The sequence below is a fragment of the Roseateles albus genome, from assembly GCF_028595345.1.
In the GTDB taxonomy this organism is placed as follows: Bacteria; Pseudomonadota; Gammaproteobacteria; order Burkholderiales; family Burkholderiaceae_C; genus Paucibacter_A; species Paucibacter_A albus.
The window spans coordinates 186,697-203,302 of the sequence record NZ_JAQQXT010000005.1; the positions used below are offsets into that span (position 1 = coordinate 186,697).

Annotated in this window: 12 protein-coding genes; 5 read left to right on the forward strand and 7 right to left on the reverse strand. The window is 62.1% G+C overall.

Going from position 1 to position 16,606, the window contains the following annotated elements; all coding sequences use genetic code 11:
• Positions 1-11 precede the first annotated feature (11 nt).
• Positions 12-1,781: an ABC transporter ATP-binding protein gene (locus PRZ03_RS10230; protein ID WP_273600218.1), complete on the reverse strand. Its 1,770-nt coding sequence runs from the start codon at positions 1,779-1,781 to the stop codon at positions 12-14.
• Positions 1,768-3,525 (reverse strand): ATP-binding cassette domain-containing protein, encoded by a 1,758-nt coding sequence (locus tag PRZ03_RS10235; RefSeq protein ID WP_273600219.1) that lies wholly within the window; start codon positions 3,523-3,525, stop codon positions 1,768-1,770. The genes PRZ03_RS10230 and PRZ03_RS10235 overlap by 14 nt, the downstream gene beginning before the upstream one ends.
• A 375-nt stretch (positions 3,526-3,900) precedes the next feature.
• Between PRZ03_RS10235 and PRZ03_RS10240 the strand changes: the two genes are divergently transcribed.
• Together PRZ03_RS10240 and PRZ03_RS10245 are read left to right on the forward strand one after the other, a co-directional pair.
• Entirely contained in the window at positions 3,901-6,930 is a 3,030-nt protein-coding gene (locus PRZ03_RS10240; RefSeq protein WP_273600220.1) for an ExeM/NucH family extracellular endonuclease, read from the forward strand.
• Positions 6,931-6,968: 38 nt separating this feature from the next.
• Complete coding sequence (locus tag PRZ03_RS10245; RefSeq protein WP_273600221.1) at positions 6,969-7,475, forward strand: PEP-CTERM sorting domain-containing protein; 507 nt, start codon at positions 6,969-6,971, stop codon at positions 7,473-7,475.
• 3 nt (positions 7,476-7,478) lie between these two features.
• On the opposite strand, the gene PRZ03_RS10250 is transcribed toward PRZ03_RS10245, so the two are convergent.
• From PRZ03_RS10250 to ruvC, 3 genes are read right to left on the reverse strand one after another with little or no spacing between them, the layout of a single operon-like run.
• The gene (locus tag PRZ03_RS10250) at positions 7,479-9,008 is read right to left on the reverse strand and encodes a PH domain-containing protein (RefSeq protein WP_273600222.1); all 1,530 of its coding nucleotides are present in this window, start codon (positions 9,006-9,008) and stop codon (positions 7,479-7,481) included.
• The gene (locus tag PRZ03_RS10255) at positions 9,001-9,516 is read right to left on the reverse strand and encodes a PH domain-containing protein (protein WP_263534591.1); all 516 of its coding nucleotides are present in this window, start codon (positions 9,514-9,516) and stop codon (positions 9,001-9,003) included. Before PRZ03_RS10255 ends, PRZ03_RS10250 begins: the two co-directional genes overlap by 8 nt.
• A gap of 12 nt (positions 9,517-9,528) precedes the next feature.
• Positions 9,529-10,077, reverse strand: a complete 549-nt coding sequence (gene ruvC / locus PRZ03_RS10260; protein WP_273600223.1) for a crossover junction endodeoxyribonuclease RuvC — start codon at positions 10,075-10,077, stop codon at positions 9,529-9,531.
• Positions 10,078-10,908: 831 nt separating this feature from the next.
• Here ruvC and PRZ03_RS10265 point away from each other — a divergent pair.
• From PRZ03_RS10265 to PRZ03_RS10275, 3 genes are read left to right on the forward strand one after another with little or no spacing between them, the layout of a single operon-like run.
• Positions 10,909-13,872: a beta strand repeat-containing protein gene (locus PRZ03_RS10265; RefSeq protein ID WP_273600224.1), complete on the forward strand. Its 2,964-nt coding sequence runs from the start codon at positions 10,909-10,911 to the stop codon at positions 13,870-13,872.
• A 7-nt stretch (positions 13,873-13,879) separates the two neighbouring features.
• Positions 13,880-14,179: a hypothetical protein gene (locus tag PRZ03_RS10270; protein WP_263534588.1), complete on the forward strand. Its 300-nt coding sequence runs from the start codon at positions 13,880-13,882 to the stop codon at positions 14,177-14,179.
• Positions 14,176-14,472: a hypothetical protein gene (locus tag PRZ03_RS10275; RefSeq protein ID WP_263534587.1), complete on the forward strand. Its 297-nt coding sequence runs from the start codon at positions 14,176-14,178 to the stop codon at positions 14,470-14,472. The genes PRZ03_RS10270 and PRZ03_RS10275 overlap by 4 nt, the downstream gene beginning before the upstream one ends.
• 215 nt (positions 14,473-14,687) lie before the next feature.
• On the opposite strand, the gene PRZ03_RS10280 is transcribed toward PRZ03_RS10275, so the two are convergent.
• Together PRZ03_RS10280 and PRZ03_RS10285 are read right to left on the reverse strand one after the other, a co-directional pair.
• Complete coding sequence (locus tag PRZ03_RS10280; protein ID WP_263534586.1) at positions 14,688-15,701, reverse strand: phosphatidate cytidylyltransferase; 1,014 nt, start codon at positions 15,699-15,701, stop codon at positions 14,688-14,690.
• The gene (locus PRZ03_RS10285) at positions 15,698-16,327 is read right to left on the reverse strand and encodes a lysophospholipid acyltransferase family protein (RefSeq protein WP_263534585.1); all 630 of its coding nucleotides are present in this window, start codon (positions 16,325-16,327) and stop codon (positions 15,698-15,700) included. The genes PRZ03_RS10280 and PRZ03_RS10285 overlap by 4 nt, the downstream gene beginning before the upstream one ends.
• Positions 16,328-16,606: the final 279 nt, after the last annotated feature.

Sequence of the window (16,606 nt, forward strand, 5' to 3'; positions counted from 1 at the left end):
CCGGCCTTTTTCTACTCCTCCAGCGCTTGCAGCTGAACCAGGCGCTGGTAGATGCCGCCTGCATGGGCCATCAGCTCTTGATGCCTGCCGCGCTCGACCAAATGCCCGTGGTTCAACACGATGATTTGATCGGCCTCGCGGATGGTGGACAAGCGGTGCGCAATCGCCACCACGGTGACGCGGCCGCGCAGCGCGATCAGGGCTTCGCTGACGGTCTGTTCTGTGGCGCTGTCGATATTCGAGGTGGCTTCGTCCAGGAACAGGATGCGCGGCGAGCCGGCCAGCGCGCGTGCCATGGCGATCAGCTGCTTTTGGCCAGTAGACACGCGGGCACCGCCTTCGCCCAGCACGGTGTCATAGCCCTGCGGCAGGCCGCTCAAGAAATCGTGAACGCGGGCCGCCTTGGCCGCCGCGATCACGGCGTCCGCACTGATTTGGCGTCCCATGGTGATGTTCTCGCGCGCGCTGGCGGCCATCAGATAGGGTTCTTGCGGCACCAGGCCGACGGCGGCGCGGAAGGCTTCGTCGGGGAAGCTGGCCAAGGCTTGGCCGTCGATCGTGATCTGCCCGCTTTGCGCCCGGTAGAAGCGCAGCAGCAGCGACAGCAGCGTCGACTTGCCGCTGCCGGTGTGGCCGACGATGCCTATGAAACTGCCGGCCTCAATATCGAGATCAAGCTCACGCAAGACCGGACGCTGTGCGTCATAGCCGAAGCTCAAATGCTCGATCTTGATGGCGCCGGCGCTGATCGCGTGCCCGGCCACGGCTTGGCTGGGCGCCACGTTCTCTTGCAGCAGGCTGCGCACCCGTGCGGCCGCGATCATCGACTGCTGCAACTGGCCGAACTGCATGGTGATCTGAATCAGCGGCTCCACCACGCGGGCGATATAGCTGAGGAAGGCAAACAGTAGCCCGACCTCCAGCCCGCTCACTTCGCGTCGGCCGAAGCCGTAAATCACCGTCACCAAGAGCAGCACATTGAGCAGGTCCAGCGCCGGGCGCAGCAGCCAGGCATTGGCGCTGAGCTCGGCCACGCGGGCCTTCAGATGGGCCTGATTGCTGCGCTCGAAGCGCGCCCCAAAACGCTGGGCGGCGCCGGCCGCCTGCAGCATCGCCATGCCGGCCATGCTCTCGGCCATTTGCGCATTGATGTCGCTGCGCAGCTGCCGCGCGCGCGCCACCGCCGGTGCACTCAGGCGTTGGTAGAGCGCGATGATCATCACCATCGCCGGCACCAGCGTCGCGACGATCAGCATCAGCCGCCAGTCCAGCCAAGCCATCGCGATCAGTGAGCCCAGCACCACGATGCTGGAGTCCAGCATCACATACAGCACCTGCCGGTAAAGGGTGTTGACGGCCTCGCTGTCATTTGTTACGCGGCTGACCAACTGACCGGTGATAGCACTGTCAAAGTAGCTCATCGGCAGCGCCAGCACATGGGCATAGACCTTTTCACGCAGGCGCAGGACCGAGCGGCGCGCCACGCCGGCCATGCGAGAGAGCTGGCCAAAGCGTATCCAGCTGCTGGCCCAGCTGCTCAAGAGTAGCGCGAGCAGCAGCTGGGCCATCGCGCCGGCATCGAAATGGCGTGGCTGCAGATAAGTGTCGATGAAATGCTTGCTGATGATGGGGCCGAGTGCTTCCAGGCCAGCCGCCAGCAACAGCCAGATCAGGCCGCGCCAAAGCGTCGCCTTCTCGGGTGTGGCGGCCTCCATCAGCAGGCCGACGGCGGCCCAAGGGCGTTCTTTTTCAGCTGCGGCCGTGGCTTCAGTCTTGCGCATCGATGCTGGCCTCCAGTTGTTGATAGCGCCATTGCGTGGCGTACCAGCCGCCTTCCAAGGCCAGCAGTTCGGCATGGCTGCCTTGCTCGCTGATGCGGCCCTGCTGCAGCACGACGATATGGTCGGCGTCCACCACCGCACTGAGCCGGTGGCTGACGATCAGGCTGCTGCGCTCGGGCCGCAGCAGCCTGAGCTCGCGCAGATGGGCCAGGATTTGTGTCTCGGTGCCGGTGTCCACGGCCGACAAGGCATCATCAAGCAGGAGCAGTGGCGCGTCGGACAGCAGGGCGCGGGCGATCGCCACGCGTTGCCGCTGGCCGCCCGACAGCGTCACGCCGCGCTCGCCGATCTCGGTCGCATAGCCTTGCGGTAGACGCGTGATGTCCTCATGCACGGCGGCCATGCGGGCTGCCGCCTCAATCTCGGCGGGGGTGGCCTCCGGTTTGGCCAGGGCGATGTTCTCGGCAATGCTGGCCGAGAACAAAAACGGCTCCTGCGGCACCCAGGCCAAGCCTTGGCGCAGTGCCTGCAGGCTCAGCTCAGGCAAGCTGTAGGCCCCGAGATGAATGCTGCCGCCGCTGGGCTCGAACTGGCGCAATACAAGCTGCAGCAAAGTGGATTTGCCCGCCCCAGTCGGGCCGACCAGGCCCAGGATATGGCCGGGCTCCAGCGTCAAGCTGACTTGGCTCAGCGCGGCGCGCTCGGCCAGCGCGTAGCCGAAGCCGACGTTGTCAAAGCGTAGCGTCGCACTGGCGGGCAGGGGCTGCGAGCCGCTGTCATTGAGCGTTATGGGGGCCTCCAGCACCGGCGACAAACGGTCCCAGGCGGCGCGGCCTCGCTCCAGCAAGGACAAGACCCAACCGGCCGCAAACATCGGCCAGATCAGCTGGCCCAGATACATGGTGAAGGCGGTCAGCTGGCCTATCGTCAGCTCTTGCTTGGCGACGAAATAGCCACCCAGGCCTAAGGCGATGGTCAAGGCTGCGCCCAAGGTCATGCCCACGGCCGGCTCGAAGGCAGCCTCCCAGCGCTGCGCCTGAAAACTGGCCTCGCCGGCGCTGTCGGCCAACTCGCTGAACTGCATCGCGTTGCGTTCGGTCAGCCCCAGGGCGCGCAAGGTACGCACGCCGGCCAGACCCTCTTGCACATGTTGATTCAGGCCCGAGAAGCGGCCCAGCGAGCTTTGCCAGGCTTGATGCACTTTCTCGGAGATGCGCCAAAACGCGTAAGCCATGAAGGGGAAGGGGATCAGCGCGGCCAGGCCCAGTCGCCAGTCGACGCCCAGTGTCATCATCGACAGCACGAGGATCAAGGTCAGCGAGCCGTCAAAAGCCGCCAGCAGCGCTTCCCCGGCGGCCATCTCCACCGCGTCGATGTCATTGGTGGCCAGCGCCATCAAGTCACCGGTGCGCTTGGCTTGGAAGAATACCGGGCCTTGCAGAGTCAAGACCTTGTATAGCCGGGTGCGTAACTCGCGACCCAGACGGTAGGCGGCAGCGAACAAGGCCAGGCGCCAACCTACCCGCAGCAAATAGATCGAGACGCCGCAGCCGACCAAAAGTGCGAGTTGGCGCAGCAGCGCCTCGCCATGCAGCGAGCCGGCCACCATGCCGTCCACCACGTGACCGACCTGACGCGGAATCCACACGGTCAGCAGCGCGATCCCCAGCAGCATCAAGGCCGACGCCGCGTAAGACGCCCAATGCCGGCGCACAAAGCCGGCGATCATCTGTTTCAGGGTCATGGATTTGTCAATGAGGCCGGCTCAGGGCCGCGCCGATCGTAGGACGAGATTGCGTGCAGGAGCCGCACCGGCATTCTAGGGCTGCCACCTTGGGCGCCTGGAGCAAGCTGTTCGCTGGGCGGATGGAGGGCAAACGATGCGTAAGCACGCTTGGATCGGCGCGAAAAGATCCCAGGCAAGGGTTTCAAGCACCGCCTCTGGGGCACGTCAATTTGTCACAGATGCTCGTTAGCATCACGGCCATTGCATCAAAGCGCGAACCAGAACAGGTGATGGCAAACGTTTGCTATCGCCTTTTCTACGCGTTTTGTTGAGTTTTCTTGAGCCTTTCTCTCTTCCACTTCCACTCCACCTTTCTCCCGTTCTGGAACTCCCATGAAATTGAAAACCATTGCCGGCCTTTTGGCCGCCGCGTTCGCTGCTCCGGCCGTTTTGGCGTCCAGCAATGTTGTCATCAGCCAAGTCTATGGCGGGGGCGGTAACTCCGGCGCCACGCTCAAGAATGACTTTATTGAGTTGTTCAATCGCAGCGATGCGCCTGTCCGTCTCCAAGGCTGGAGCGTGCAATATGCCGCTGCTGGTGCCTCGGCCGGGTTCTCAAACATCACGGTCTTGCCCGATGTCGTCTTGCAGCCGGGGCAGTATTTCTTGGTGCAGGAGGCTAAGGGTGCTGGCGGTACGGTCGATCTGCCGACGCCAGACAAGGTGGGCTCAATAGCGATGAATGGCTCCTTCGGCAAGGTGGTGTTGGCAAGCATCACATCGGCGGTGGCCAGCGCAACGGCTCCGACTGTGTTGGATCTGGTGGCTTATGGCACTGGCGCCACGCCTGCTGAAGGCAGCGGGTCCACGCCAGCGGTGAGCAACAGCACCAGTGCGATTCGCGCGCTGGGCGGCTGCACCGATACCGATCAAAACCAAGCCGACTTTTTGGTCGCAGCCCCAGCTCCGCGCAACATGGCTTCCGCTTTGAATGTCTGCGGCGGCGGCACCCCGCCACCGCTTGACAAGCCCATCGTGCCGGTCTGCCCGGACGCCTCCGTCACCGCCGGCACGGGTGGACGCTTCAGCGTCACCGCCAGCGATGCCGACAGCGTCGTCAATGCAGCCGCCATCAGCGGCAACTGGCCCGCAGCCTTCACACTCGGCGCCTTCAGCGCGGCAACAGTCGATGGCGGCGTGGCCACGCAGGAGATTGAAGTCGCCAGCAGCGTTGCCGGCGGCAGCTACACCCTGAACCTGGCCTGGGCCAATAACGAGGCGCAAACCGCCAGCTGCGCGATCAAGGTCTCGGCTGCAGGCTTCACGCCCATCTACAGCATTCAAGGCAGCGGCGACAAGAGCCCGCTGGTCGGCTCGACCGTCAGCACCGGTGGCGTGGTGACTTACCTGACGCCGGCCGGCTTCTATCTGCAAGATCGGCTGGGCGATGGAGACTCGAGCACCTCGGACGGGGTTTTTGTCTACACCGGCTCGGCGCCTAGCGTCAGCGTCGGCCAAGAGCTGCGCCTGAACGGCCTGGTGGCTGAGTTTGCTTCCGGCAACAAGACCACCACGCAACTGAACAATGTCACATCCTTGAAAGTGGTGAGCAGCGGCAATGTGATCACGCCGACGGTGGTGGACTTGGCGAGCTTGCCCAATGGCGCGCTGGAAGCCTATGAAGGCATGTTGGTCACCCTGACCGGCCCGGTGATGGTGCAGCAGAACTACTTCCTGGGCCGCTACGGTCAGCTGACCTTGGCCGCCGGCGGGCGCCTGCTCAACCCGACCAATGTGATGCGTCCGGGGGCCGACGCCTTGGCCATGGCCAAGAGCAATCTGGCCCGCGCCATCATCCTGGACGACAACAGCTCGGCACAGAACCCCAACCCTGTGCCTTTCATGGGCGAAGACCTGACGGTGCGCGCCGGTGACACGATTGAATCCCTGACCGGTGTGATCGATTACGGCCTGGCCACCAGCAGCGCCGCCGGTGCCTCGATGTACCGGCTGCAGCCGGTCGGCAAGCCGGTGTTTGCCCGCAGCAACCCGCGCAGCGCCAAGGCCCCGGCGGTGGGCGGCAATATCAGCATCGCCAGCGCCAACGTACTCAATTACTTCACCACCTTCACCGACGGCAAGACCGCATCCGGCCAAAGCGGCCAGGGTTGCAGCTTGGGCGGCGCCGTAGCGGCGTCCAACTGCCGTGGCGCCGATAGCGCGGCCGAGTTCGCTCGTCAGCGCGCCAAGATCGTCGCTTCGCTGAGCACGCTGAACGCCGATGTCGTGGGCTTGATGGAGATTCAGAACAACGGCAATGTGGCGCTGTTGAACCTGGTCGATGGCCTCAACGCGGTGCTGGGTGCGGGTACTTATGCGGCCACGCCGCTGCCGGCAGACACCGGCACCGACGCGATCCGCGTGGCGATGATTTACAAGCCCGCCAAGTTGAAGTTGGCCGGCTCTGCCCTGTCAGACAACAACCCCATCAACAACCGCCCCACCTATGCGCAGGGCTTCCAGGCTGCCAACGGCGAGCGCTTCGCGGTGGTGGTCAACCACCTGAAGTCTAAGAGCTGCACCGGCGCTGCCGGCGCGGACGCCGACCAAGGTGATTTGCAAGGTTGCTTCAACGCCCATCGCACCCAGCAAGCGACGCAGCTGCGCAGCTTTGTCGGTCAGGTGCAAGCGGCGGCCGGCACGCAAGACGTGATCTTGCTCGGCGACTTCAATGCCTATGCGCAAGAAGACCCCGTGCATGAACTGACAGCGGGCGGCGCCATTGTTGATTTGGTCGGGCAGTTCGACCCGGCCGACTACTCCTATGTGTTCGACGGCTTTGCCGGCCGCCTGGATCACGGCTTCGGCACTGCGACCATCGCGCCCAAGGTCAGCTACGCGACTTCCTGGCACATCAATGCTGATGAGCCAACCGTGCTGGACTACAACACCGAGTTCAACCCGGCCGGCTACTACGCGCCCACGGCCTTCAAGTCCTCTGACCATGATCCGATGGTGTTGGGCCTCAATTTGTACAAAAAGCTGAAGGGCACGGTCGGCCGCGATGTGATGCTTGGCACCGACGGCGACGACATCATCGAAGGCGGCGCAGGTGCCGACACGCTGACCGGCGGCAAGGGCCGGGACCAGTTCGTCTACACCAGCATGATCGATGCCGGCGACACCATCACCGACTTCACGCCTGCAGATGACTTGCTGGACCTGGGGCAGTTGATGCGCGCTTTGGGCATCAGCAGCGCCGACCCTTTGGCGTCCGGCCATGTGGTCTGCAGCAATGCAAACGGCGCGGCCATGATCGGCATCAATGCCGCCGGCACTGGTGGCGTGACACGCAGCCGCCCCTTGGTCCAGCTGAAGGGCTTGAGCTGCGACAAGCTGAGCACCGCTAACTACAAGTTCTGAGTGACCGTCTCACTCTCATTTTGAAAGCAAACAAGATCATGATCTTCAATCTCAAAACTCTCGCCTTTGCGGCCGGCTTGGCCTTGGCATCGCAGGCGGCTTCGGCGGCCAGTTTCAACTTCAGCGGGGTTGTAGATTTCAGCTCAGCGTCACCCAAATTGGTCGGCGAGCTCATCGCCGGGCAATTCAGCTACGACGACCAAGCGGCCCTGCTGGCAGGCCCGGATGGGACGGTCGCGTTGCAGAGTTTGGACCTCAGCTTCCTGGGCCAGACCTTTCATTTGGCGCCAGGCAGCGACGCCTACGCCCAGTTTGAAGGCGGCGCGCTGGTCGGCCCCAATGCCGGCTTTGCTGGTGTGGCCGGCGGCTATCTGCAACTGCTGTCGGTCTGGGGCAGCAGCGGCTTCAGCTACAGCCACCATGGTGCGGACAGCCTGGGCAGCCTGACGGTCAGCGCCGTGCCCGAGCCGTCCACTTGGGCGCTGAGCCTGGTCGGTCTCTTGGGTCTAGGCGCCCTGGCACGCCGGCGCGCGCAGCTGGGCTGAGGCCTAGGGCGTCTGCAGCAAACCCCGCCACAAAGCGGCGCGGAGTAACTCGGCTTCGCCCGCCGGAAGGCAGGGGATGTCGAGCGCACGCTGCAAGCCGCTGCCGCCAAGCCCGCCATGGGTGTTGGCCTGCAAATGCCGCAGGCCGAAATAGCGGTCCAGGCCAGAGCTGTAGAGGCGCAGACTCTGCAGCTTGGGGCATGACACGATGACCCAGCGCTGTGAGAACACACCGCTGCGGTAAAGCATCAGGTCGCCGGACAAGGCGTAGGCGGCAAAGCCGACCCAGGCGCGCGCATGCAGCATGGCAGCGCCCAGCAGCAGGGCGCTGAGCGGCAGCGCAGCCAGCCAGGGCAGTGGCGCGCCCAAGACCAGATTGGCCGCCATGCCCAGCGCCCCCAGCGGCAGCAGCCAGCGCGCTTGGCCGAGCAGCCTGCGCCCCAAACTCGCATCGCCGAGCGGCCGCCAGGCCAAGGCCTGCCAGTCCAGCTGCGGCAGGCATAGGCGCAGCAGCGCCTGCGCTTGCGCGGGTGTGGCCAGCGGCGCCAACTCGCTGAAGCGGGCAAATTTTTCTGCCTTGTCGGGGCTGTCATGCTGGCCGGCCACCGTCACGCTGAGTTGGCAGCGACCGAGCCGGCGCTGCAGCCAGCTGCTGCTGAGCTCCCAGCGCTGTAGCCTGGGCAGGCGAACGGCGGCGCGCGTTTGCGTGCTCAGGCCCGAGCTGCTCAAGAGACGCTCGCCTTGCTGCTCAAGCCGGAAGTTATGGAACTTGATCAGAGCCATGGCAGCGGACAGCGCTTGCAGCATCAATAGCCCGAGCAGCAAGAGGCCCAAGCTCAGCGCGGCCAGGTGCAGCCAGCCCTGGCTTTCCAGGTCCGCCCTGAAGACGCGGCTCAGCGCCGTCAAGGGCTGCTCAGACCATTGCAGCAGCGTGGTGCGCAAGGTCTGGTTGGGCATCACTGCGCCAAACATGGCCGCCAGCATCAGCTTGCCTCGGTTGCTGGTCAGCCCTAGCAGCAGAACCTCACGCATGGGCATCGCGAACAAGAGTTGCGGCTCATGGGTCACCGAGGAGGTTCCGGTCGTTTCAAGCGGATTGACCGCGCCGCGCAACAAGGCCTCCAACTGCGCTGCGGCCGCCAGGCTCAGCACCTTCATCACCGCCTCGGGTTTGCCTCCGGCGGCCGACTCCAGGTGCAACTCGGTGACCCCAAAAATCCGGTGCAAAAAGATTCGCCGCTGGGTGATGTTCTGGATGCGCGCGAGCGGGATGTGGCGCAGCGAGCGATCCAACACGCCTTCGCGCACCAGCAACTCGCCTCCGGTGACTTCGTAACGAAAAGCGCGTGCCCGCAGCACCGAGCGCAGCGTCAATGCCAGCATGGCGGGCAAGGCCCACAACACCCATTGCGCATCCTTATGACCCAGAATCAGCACGGCAACGAGAGGCATCAGCATCTGCTTGAGCAAGCCGGCAATGCCGAAGAGCCAGGATGCCGGATGCAGGCTTTGCAACTGCGAGGCTTCACTCATGCTGAAGGGCTTGGCGAGGTAACAGTTGTTCGCGCAAGGCATGGGCCTGCGCCAGTGGCAGGCCATCGATGCGGATGTGATGGTCGTGGTTGCCGGCCGTGTGCAGGCTCAAGGTCGCCATGCCCCAGCGCCGGTCCAGCGGACCTTGGGTGACGTCCAAATGCTGCAACCGCGCAATCGGCACCCAGACCTCGCTGCGCCACCAAACACCGCTGCGCAAGACCACGCCTTCGCCGATATGGTGCTCGGCGCGGTAATGCTCAAAGCGCAGTGAGGCATAGCGCCACCCGCAAGCGAAACCGAGCAAGGCCAAGCCTGCCAGGGCCGGCAATACCCCATACGCCAAGTCCGGCCCATGTCTGCCGGCCGCGGCCGAGCGCAGCAGTAGCAACGATGCGCCGAGCGCCAAGGCGAGACCCGGCACAGCGCAACTCAGGCCATATCGCCAACGCCAATAACGCAGCAAGGCAGGCAGGCGTTCGATCGGCTGATTGAACTCGTTCGTCATAGAAAAGGACTCTCAGTAAGTACGCCCGCCCTTGAACTGCGCGTGCTGGCGGCGCTGCAAGGTCGTGCTGCGGCCCATCGCCTCGAAGGACACGGCCGCGTGTGCATGCATGATGGCCAGGCCCAGCGCGTCGGCTGCGTCCTTGCCCGGCTCTGACGGCAAGCTCAAGAGCCGCTGCACCATGGCCTGCACCTGCTCCTTGGCCGCATGGCCATGGCCGACTACCGCTTTCTTCATCTGCAGCGCGGTGTATTCGGACACGGCCAGGTCGTTCGATACCAGCGCCGTGATGGCCGCGCCGCGTGCCTGCCCCAGCAGCAAGGTCGACTGCGGGTTGACGTTGACAAACACGATCTCGACCGCCGCACAGTGCGGCTGGTAGCGCGCCGTCACCTCGCGCACGCCGTCGAAAATGATTTTGAGGCGCGCCGGTAAGTCACCGGTCGCGACCGCGCTGGTCTTGATCGTGCCGCTGGCCACATAGCTCAGACGCGGGCCGTCGGCGTCGATAAGTCCAAAACCCGTGGTTTGCAGACCGGGGTCAATGCCAAGAATACGCAAGGTGTAGATCCGACGAGGGTTAAGTTGGAAAGGGTTTCAGCGACGGCTGAGAACGCTGCGGCGGACTTGAAGGCGCGACAGCGCCGTGCCAAAGCTAAAACCCGTGGTTTGCAGACCGGGGTCAATGCCAAGAATTCTCATGGCTCGAAGTGTCGCAGTTCAGGAGGAGATCCTGGGCGGCAGCCAGTAATTCTGGCGCTGGCGTGTTGCCGCTTGGGCGAGAGAGCAATTCAAGCAATGCTGATGACTTGTTGCAGCTTTGGGTTTGCATTGAGAAGTTGGCGGCTGACCGAAGCGTGCCCATTGCGGAAGCCCAAGTTCTCAAGGTGGATGGCAGCAACACCGCGGCGGGAGTCGTAGTGCTGAAGGCGCAAAAGAGCGAGAGTCATCCCAGATTCGCAATGAGTGAAGGTCGCCTTTGGAGTGGTTCAAATTGCATTCACTCGAAGCAAGACGCTGATTCACCACCGTTGGCATCAGGTACATAGCCCAGGCCAAAGCCTAATTGCCAAAAACTCCCGGCTGTATTCACTCTGCGGGTAGTTGGAAAATTCTGCTGTGTTGGCTCGCTCGATGATCTGGCCTCAGTCCATGGAAACTGTGCAAAGCAGCCTAAGCATCCAGGGCCCCGCAGAAAAATGGCAAAGGTTTGAACTAATGCACAGAGGGCTCGCCAAAGTTTTAACAACACGCGGATTCAACCAAAGGCATGGTGTTTTTGCTACTGATAATCGCGCCACATTAAAGAGCTGAACCAAAGCTCGCCCTGCAGTAGCGATTCATATCGCCATGGGATGTATGCACATTCAATCCGTTTTTCAAGGATGTTCCATGACAAAGCCTTTGGGCCTTAGCCGCCTTCGTTTGCCCGCAAAAAGCACTTTGGCCCTGAGCCTGCTGGTGGCATTTGCACCTGGCTTCGCTGCCGACAAAACCACCACGGTGGCAACGGGCACCGATGTGAAAAACACTTTTGATAGTGTTCTTGTGGGGAACTTAGCGGGGGACACCGAGACTTACAACGTGCTCAGCGCCGGCACGAAGATGACAAACACCTTCGATCTCACCATTGGCAACAGCGGCATCGGCATCTTGAATATCGAAAGCGGTGGGGCTGTGAGTAACCGCCGCGGAATGATCGGCCGCCTTTTGGGCAGCATTGGCACCGTGAACGTGACTGGCAAGGCCACTGGTGGTGGCCCGGCTTCACAGTGGGTCAACTCAGACGCACTGAACGTTGCAGAGGCCGGCACAGGTACCCTGAACATCGAAAATGCTGGGTATGTATCTAGTGCAGGCGGCGATATTGGTTATTACTCAGGCAGCATTGGCAAAGCAACTGTCACCGGCGCGGGCTCGCAGTGGTCCAACGCGGCTGACCTGACCGTCGGTAGGAGCGGAGCCGGTACGCTCAACATCGAAAACGGCGGTGTGGTGAGTAACTTCTATGGCAGAGTCGGTGAATCCAAAGACGGCACCGGCACGGTCAAGGTCACTGGCGCGGGCTCGCAGTGGACAAACGCAGGTTTCCTGACGATTGGTAATGGGGGCACCGGCACACTGAACATCGAAAATGGCGGTACCGTGACCAGCAATGGCGCCGCATTAGGCGGCTCGCCCGGCGGCAGTTTAACCGGCGGCAATGGCACCATCAATGTGACCGGTTCAGGCTCCAAGTGGACCAACACCGGAAACCTCACCGTTGGCGCAAGCGTCAAAAACACAGGTGCCGTCCTGAACATTGAAAACGGTGGGTGGGTGACTGGCAGTACCGGGCAAACTAGTATTGGCCAAGGCACAGTTAACGTGTCTGGCGCCGGGTCGCGTTGGGACACTACTGGGTATCTAAACCTTGGTACTGTTGCTTCCAGTAAGGGCACTCTGAACATCACAACTGGTGGCGTTGTGAATAGTGTCAACAGCATTGTCGGCCAGAATGGCTCTGCGGGTATCGGCGTGGTCAACGTCATCGGTGCGGATTCCCAGTGGAACCTTTCCAACCAGATCATCATAGGTGGCGCCTTTACTACCACCGGCACTCTGAACATCGAAGAAGGTGGTGTGGTGAGTGCCCAAAAAGGCATTGTCGGAAACGCCACAAACTCCACCGGCACCCTCACAGTTAAGGGCGCTGGTTCGCAGTGGAATAGCTCTTCTACCTTAACTGTTGGGTTGAATGGCACCGGCACCCTGAACATTCAGGATTCTGGCAAAGTGACAGCGTCATCGCTGAACATCGGTGCCAAAGGCACAGTCAATCTGGCTGGCGGCACCTTGGAACTGCCCAATAACAACGCCGGCGTAACACTCGTATCTCCGTCCAGACTCGTTTGGACGGCTGGCACGCTGAGCTTCACTGGGGACGCTGTTCTGAATAGCGCCTTATTGAGCAAAACCACCACACTGGGCGCCGGGCAGACACTCGCTGTAGGAGCGAAATTCAGCGTTGTCAATGCTTCAACCCTTACCCTGGATGGAGGCACACTGCAAGTCAAAACTGGCGCGGTGGATAGCGGCGGTACCTTTACGTGGAGCAAGGGAACACTGAGTTACACCGGCGATGCAGCCTTAAGTGCTGCGGGCCTGTTGGCTAAAAACACGACACTCGGCTCCGGCAAGACATTGAACGTAGCCCAAAATCTCAGTGTGGGTAGTGGTAACACCTTGGCTCTGAGTGGCGGTGCGCTGCAAATTGCTAGCGGCTCTTTGGATGGCGGCAACTTCAACTGGAACCAGGGAACGCTGGGCTATACCGGCAATGCCAGCCTGGGCGCTGGTTTGCTGGCCAGCACGACCACACTCGCGTCCGGTAAAGCTTTGAATGTTGCCAAAATTCTCAACATTGGCACGGGCAATACCTTGGATACCCATGGTGGAACCCTTGCTGCGGGCACCATTGCACTCAGCGGCGGCACGCTACAAACCAGTGGCGGTGAAACGTCTGCTGGCAGTTTCAACTGGGCCAGCGGCACGCTGGGCTACCGAGGCGACGCAGCCTTGGGTACCGGTTTGCTGGCCAGCACCACCACGCTGAACAGCACCCAGGCTTTGAACGTAGCCAAGAACCTGAGCCTTGGCGCGGGACATACCCTGAATCTGAATGGTGGCGTGCTCAGCGCAGACACCTTGACACAAAACGGCACGGTCAACTTGGGTCAGGGCGGTCAAATCAGCACGGTGGGCGGCACGGTCAACAACAGCACCGTTGCCTTCAGTGGCGACAGCAGCGTGCAGGGCAACTTCACCAACAACGGCACTGTGGCGGGCAGCGCAGGCACCCTGAGTTTCATGAACGATGTGAATGGTGCTGGCAGTTTTGCGGGCAACATTGCCTTCAAAGCCGCCTTCAACCCCGGCAACAGCCCGGCAGCGTTCAGCTTTAGCGGCGGGAATGCCACGTTTGACAGCACATCGGTGCTGAACATGGAGTTTTTTGGCGCCACACCTGGCACCCAGTACGACCAGCTGATGAGCATCAACACGCTCACCTTCAATGGCAAGCTGAACCTTGCCTTTGACAGCAGCTATGTGCCTGCGCAGGGCACCAGCTTTGCACTGTTTGGCTTTAACAATTTCAGCGGCTCGTTTGGCACTGCAGAAGACGGCTACTCCAGCATCTTTGTGACGGGCTATGACAAAAGCAAGCTGGACTTCTCGCACCTGAGCACCGATGGCACGGTGCGTGTGGCGATTACGTCTGCCGTGCCCGAGCCAGAAACCTATGCCATGCTGCTGGCAGGTTTGGCGTTGATGGGCACCATGGTCCGCCGTCGCCGCAGCGCAGTAAGCGTGTAATTTGCCCATGACTAAAGCGCAATACATCCTGACCACCCTACTGGCAGCGCTTGCCGTGGTGCTGGCCCTGCTCAATGGTGTGCTCCTGAGCACCAACCAAACAGCGCAGGCCGAGCTGGCCCAAAAACAGGGCTACTTGCAGCAAACCGGCCAGTTGGAAGGCATCTACACCAACATCGCCACCTCGCTTGCGCAGTTGGCCCTCAAAGACAATGACCGTGCGCTGATTGACATGCTGGGCAGCTTGGGCCTGAAAGTCACGCCCAACCCAGCACCGGCAACGGCTGCTGCCGTTGAGAAACCATGAGCGCCAATATGAACAGCAATGACACCCGCAGCCCCTTTGTGCCCGTGCTCTTGATGGGCGTGGCGCTGGTGGGCTGGCTAGGCTTTCAGGCAGTGCAACTGGTGGCCGAGCGCAATCAGCTCAACGCACAGTCTGCGGCACTGGCCCCAACACTGGAAAAGGCTGCCAAGTTGCGCGAACAAGGCGATGCACTGGTCAACGCTACCCAGGCACTTGCCACACAAGGCAACGCCAATGCCCAGCGCATGGTGGCAGAGTTGCAGAGACAGGGCATCACGATCAAGGCCAAGTAAGCCTTTTTGTCGTAAGAGATGTGAATTTGAAGGCCGCTTTTTTGCCACGAGTTCTCGCTCATTGGCGTCCATCGCAGGACGACCTTTGGTGTTTACTTTGGCGGCATGCAAGTTCGGCTTACAGCCCTTCAGCGACGATTGATCTGGCGTGATGGGCAGCAGCTCAAGGCACGTGGCAGCCGCCCGCCGCCCCAACATCCACCGCCAGTAAGCGCTCAAAGTGCCAACTGGAAATACCAGCGTACCGAGTGAAAGAACACCGGTGCGGCGAAGCACAGCACCGCAATGCGGTCGAGCAGGCCGACGGCGCCGGTGATGGCGCTGAGATTGCCCCAGTTGTTGACGCCCGCATCGCGTTTGAGGGCCTGCATGATCAGCCCGCCGAAGCTGCCCGCGCCGGAGGCGACAAATGCCATCAGCATCGCTTGGCTGGCCTTGAAGGGCGTGATCCAGAACAAGGCGCCGCCGGCCAGGCCGGCCGCGATCGCGCCAATCCACCAGGCGCGCATCGAAAAGTCACGGCTGATCTGGCGTGCCAGCGGCCGCCTGCGCAGGCGCCGGGTGGCGGCGAGTTGCGCCGACTGCCCGCAAGCGACCACCGCCACCAGGAAGAACAGCAGAAAAGCGCCGCTGCCCAGGTAGCCAGGGAACTCCAGCAAGAGCAGCGCCGGCGCATGCGAAAGACCGTACACGCAGACCATGATGCCCCAGTGAATCTTGGCGTTACGTTCCAAAAAACGCGCCGGGTCACCGGCCAAGGCGCTGACGACTGGAATCGCCAGAAAGCTGTACACCGGGATCAGCACCGAGAACAAATCGAAGTAGCGCCCGCCCGTCAATGCGTACTGCATGGGCAAGATCACAAAGAAAGCCAAGAGCAAGCTTCGGTGGTCGCCCCGGCGAGTGTGCAAGAGGGTGATGTACTCGCGCAGGGCCAGGAAGGAGAGCACGCCGAACAGCAGCGTCGCGCCGATCGGCCCCGCCACCCAGGCCAGCCAAAACACGGTGGAGCCAAACCAGGCCAGCCTCAATTCATGGGCAAAGCGCTGGCGGCGCGCTTGAGCCGCCAAGGCATCCTGGCCGCCGCCCGCCTCTCGCAAACTGTTCAGAAAGCTGCCTATGCTGGTCAGCAGCAGAACGCCGAACAGGATCACGAAGAGCAACCCCACTTGCTCGCTGGCCGTCCAGGCGCTCAAGGGGTTGGGTGCTTTAAGCCAGTCCCAGTTCATGCGCGGCCTCCGTCGGGGCGCAGCGCCAGCACGGCGGCGCGGGCACGGGCCAGAAACGCCCGCTTGTCTTCATCGGGGGCCAGCTGCATCGGCGTTCCAAAGGTCACGGTGCACAAAATCGGCACCGGCACCACTTCGCCCTTGGGCATCACACGCTGCACATTGTCGATCCAGGTGGGGATCAGCTTGACCTGCGGGAACTGCTCGGCCAGGTGGAAAAGACCGGCCTTGAAGGCCTGGGGCTCGCCCTTGTTGGAACGCGTGCCCTCGGGGAATATCACCACCGAGTCACCTTGGGCGAGGGCTTCGATCAATGGCTCCAGCGGATCTTCATCCGGTGTGGCCCGGGTGCGAGAGACATAGATCGCATTGAACACCGCGCTGGTAATCCAAGCCTTGAGCGGGCTGCTGGTCCAGTAGTCGCGCGCCGCGATCGGCCGCGTTTGTGCCCGCAGGTCACCCGGCAGCGCGGCCCAGATCAGGACCCAATCGAAATGGCTTTGGTGGTTGGCGAAATAAATGCGCTGCTCCGCCATCGGCGGGCAGCCCTTCCAATGACCTTGCGCGCCGGTGATCAGGCGGGCGATGCCGGCCAGAGCCAGTCCAGTGAATTGAGCTAACGACATGGGGCCATGGTAGCGAAGTTTGTGTGGCACTCAAACGAGCTTCAGGCAGCACGTGCAAGTTCGGCCTTAGCCAAACTCCATCGCTAGCTTCAGCCATGCTTTGGGCCGGCCACGAGTGGGTACTTTCGGCTGACGTATGCGAGCATCGTGCTGGGTGCAATCGCGATTGCTGCCACGCCCAAGGCCCAGTGCAGCGAGAAAAACAAGCCCGTTGGAAAGATGGTCATGAACCAGAACCATGCCTGCAGTCCGGTCTGGTGAAAAAACTGCGAGCAGCGT

Coding starts and splice junctions, on each gene's coding strand:
- PRZ03_RS10230 (WP_273600218.1), bottom strand. CDS start 1,781: ATGCGCAAGACTGAAGCCACGGCCGCAGCTGAAAAAGAACGCCCTTGG.
- PRZ03_RS10235 (WP_273600219.1), bottom strand. CDS start 3,525: ATGACCCTGAAACAGATGATCGCCGGCTTTGTGCGCCGGCATTGGGCG.
- PRZ03_RS10240 (WP_273600220.1), top strand. CDS start 3,901: ATGAAATTGAAAACCATTGCCGGCCTTTTGGCCGCCGCGTTCGCTGCT.
- PRZ03_RS10245 (WP_273600221.1), top strand. CDS start 6,969: ATGATCTTCAATCTCAAAACTCTCGCCTTTGCGGCCGGCTTGGCCTTG.
- PRZ03_RS10250 (WP_273600222.1), bottom strand. CDS start 9,008: ATGAGTGAAGCCTCGCAGTTGCAAAGCCTGCATCCGGCATCCTGGCTC.
- PRZ03_RS10255 (WP_263534591.1), bottom strand. CDS start 9,516: ATGACGAACGAGTTCAATCAGCCGATCGAACGCCTGCCTGCCTTGCTG.
- PRZ03_RS10265 (WP_273600224.1), top strand. CDS start 10,909: ATGACAAAGCCTTTGGGCCTTAGCCGCCTTCGTTTGCCCGCAAAAAGC.
- PRZ03_RS10270 (WP_263534588.1), top strand. CDS start 13,880: ATGACTAAAGCGCAATACATCCTGACCACCCTACTGGCAGCGCTTGCC.
- PRZ03_RS10275 (WP_263534587.1), top strand. CDS start 14,176: ATGAGCGCCAATATGAACAGCAATGACACCCGCAGCCCCTTTGTGCCC.
- PRZ03_RS10280 (WP_263534586.1), bottom strand. CDS start 15,701: ATGAACTGGGACTGGCTTAAAGCACCCAACCCCTTGAGCGCCTGGACG.
- PRZ03_RS10285 (WP_263534585.1), bottom strand. CDS start 16,327: ATGTCGTTAGCTCAATTCACTGGACTGGCTCTGGCCGGCATCGCCCGC.